This is a genomic window from Campylobacter concisus, from assembly GCF_003048605.1.
GTDB classification, from domain to species: Bacteria; Campylobacterota; Campylobacteria; order Campylobacterales; family Campylobacteraceae; genus Campylobacter_A; species Campylobacter_A concisus_BM.
The window spans coordinates 1-2,776 of record NZ_PIRX01000017.1 but is presented as its reverse complement, the minus strand read 5'-3'; the positions used below and the strand labels follow the sequence as shown (position 1 = coordinate 2,776).

Sequence of the window (2,776 nt, the reverse complement as noted above, 5' to 3'; positions counted from 1 at the left end):
TTGCATTTTTAAATTTGATATCTCTATCAGATGAAGTACCATTGTTCTCTTTCTCGTAAGTGTCAAATTTAAAGTCAGTCAGTATTAGTTCGCATAAATTTAGCTTGCCATAGTTTGGTCTGCTAGGATTTAGCTCTTTTGGGTTTAGCTCGCTGCAGTCAAATTCTGTTTGGCTGGCTAGCACTATGGTAAAGTTGCTCTTTTTAGGCTGAAATATCCTAATAGGAGTAGCCGTCTTTATAGGGCAGAGTATGAGCATATCCTCTTGTTTATAAAGCTCTTCTTCTCTTCTTTTTAAAAGCTTATTTATCCTTGAAGCATTAGATGTAGAAGAGGAGGTTAAATTTACGCAGTAGATATTTTCGGTGCTAAATTTCTTTGACGTTTGGGAGGCTAAAAGAGAATTTAGCTTACCAGCAAATGGCTTAAATAGTCCCTCACACTTTGAAGCGGTGCTGTTTGATCTCTCTTCGTCTTTTTGCATAAATTCTAAGTGAGTGACGTCTTCTTTGTGCTCTTTGCTGTTTTTGTGTTTTGTTTGACTATTAATTATTATAGTTCTCATCTTTTTTATAAGCTTTGGTAAAAATCATTACTACTTATTAATAGCATTTTCAGGGCTTAAAGGCTCGTAAGTTCTTAAATTTAAACTAGCAATTAGGGCTAGTAATAAAATTTTAAATTTCATAATTGTCTTACTCTTATTTAAGATAAATCTATCGTGATCTATTCAAGATACTCTTTGTGTCTGAATTTATATCGCTACCTAGATACTTTTCATATTCTTTTATATTCTTAGAGTTTATTGGATTACAGCGGATAGCATTATCCACCTTGCCTTTGTTTTGTTTTTTACACTCATTTATATCCATAAAACCTATATTTTCACACTTTAAGAGATGGCCCAAATCATCTTTTATATTCCTTTTTAGCTCGATTCTCTTTTTTTGTTGTTCTGCATTATTATATAACTCATCTCCTTCCCACTCCATCATGCAGGCGTCATCTGTTTCGTTTATCAAAACACAGCCATTTTGCAAATCAATGACCAAACAATGTGCCTTATCTTTCCATAAAGGTTTTTCATCTTTATCATCAGAATAACCAGTAATATAGCCTCCCTCCAAAGTATCTAATATTACGTATCTACCAGAACTAGACAAGACACTGCTATTAGGACCAAAGTAGTATGTGTCGTTATTGATGTATATCGTAGAATTATATTCTTTGCTAGAAAAGATTAGTTTCTTGTATAAATTTACCTCAAAATGTTCATTTTTCTCAGCTTCTTTAAATATCAAGGAGTTTCCATTTTTGGACTTGATGATAGCATCTTTTGCATTTAAGCCACTTGCTAAAGCAAATATTAAAAGTACAAAATTAATTATTTTCATATAGCTTATCCTTTAAATTGTTAAATCTTTTTATGTTATCTGTCATTTGAACTCTAGCGTCTCTATAATATTCTAGTAGTGTATTCTCATACATTACATGATTAGTTTTCCAAGTAGCAGGGTCTTTATTGACCTTTGGATGATCTGCAAAAAAATTATCTAAAGCTGTTTTAAAATTTGTTGATACATTATTGGGTCTGTTTACAGATTGATCTAAAATTAAAGCTCTTCCAAATTTAGTAGTAACAAAGTCTTTTATAGCAAAATTTTTACCATTAATAATTAACTTTTTATTTTCAGCTTCATGTAGTCTGTCAATAAAATCTAATACCTGAAGTTCCTGAAATTCTTTTAAAGAAATTAGTTTTACTATGGCGGCAAGTGGTTTATTGTATGTTGATTTGCCATAGTTTTTTACATTGCAGTCTTTTCTGATAATTGCTTTTAGCTCCTCTCCTGTAACGTCATTACCATAAGTTAGTAGTGAATTACTGTAATAAATTGTAGCGTCACTATCTTTTCCGACAACTTTCCAACCACAATTCATGGCATGAGTTATATATAGTTTAGGGTGCTTATCTCGAAATTTGGCAAGCTGTTTTGAGAATTCACCCCTTCCGTTGCTTTTAACAGTCTTTTGCATAGCGCCTGCACTCAAGACCTCGGAGTCATATGATTGAACAGCATCCAAATTGCCTTCATTTTCGGACATAGCTATTAGTATATTCTTTTCATCTTCTGTTGCTTGATTTGAATTTATTAAATCATCCCAGTAGGTATAATTTTTTAATGATATCTTGCCTCGATAAATAGGCCCATAGCTTTCATACAGTTTTGTAACTTTAAATTTATCTGCATATAGTTTTTCGCAGTTACATAATTCTATTTCGGCTTTTACTCCAACCTCTCTATCCCCATCAACCCACATACCTTTATCTACTCTTGTTATACTCTTTGACTCATTAAAAGAGTTTATAAAGCTATTCATATTATCTTTGCTTAGCAGATTGATGCCATATTTTTTATCTTTGCTTATTATGCTATCTAAAATTTGGTTGTTTGCACTATTCTCATTGGCATAGATCTCATATACATTATTTAGTGTTTGTCTATTCTTTTCATCTTTTACGTTAAGCGTCTTGTTTAAATTTTCATCCTCATATATCTTTACTTCCTGTGCTTGATTTATATTTTTATTTATGTAGTAGTATCCGTCTTTTATGTTTTTGTCTCTATTTATTAGAGAACTATCGAAATTTAGACTAGCTTTAAAGCTCTTCTCTTTTATAGCATGCTCAAACTCATATATGATGAGCTTATCATCTTTAAATTTAATATATAGAGGTATCTTTATATCTATCCTTATATGGTTTTTACCATAT

3 protein-coding genes are annotated in these 2,776 nt (G+C 31.3%); all 3 read right to left on the bottom strand.

What is annotated here, in order from left to right; all coding sequences use genetic code 11:
- A partial coding sequence (locus CVS86_RS09780; protein WP_199906538.1) for a hypothetical protein occupies positions 1-565 on the bottom strand: 565 nt, incomplete at its 3' end.
- Between the two features lie 151 nt (positions 566-716).
- Positions 717-1,394, bottom strand: coding sequence for a hypothetical protein (locus tag CVS86_RS09775; protein WP_107791761.1), 678 nt, complete (start codon positions 1,392-1,394; stop codon positions 717-719).
- Positions 1,381-2,776 (bottom strand): hypothetical protein (locus tag CVS86_RS09770; RefSeq protein ID WP_107791760.1); only part of this gene is annotated, 1,396 nt, incomplete at its 5' end. The genes CVS86_RS09775 and CVS86_RS09770, both read right to left, overlap by 14 nt.

Bases quoted from the DNA above. Each gene is read 5' to 3' on its own strand.
- CVS86_RS09775 (WP_107791761.1), bottom strand. From the start codon at position 1,394: ATGAAAATAATTAATTTTGTACTTTTAATATTTGCTTTAGCAAGTGGC.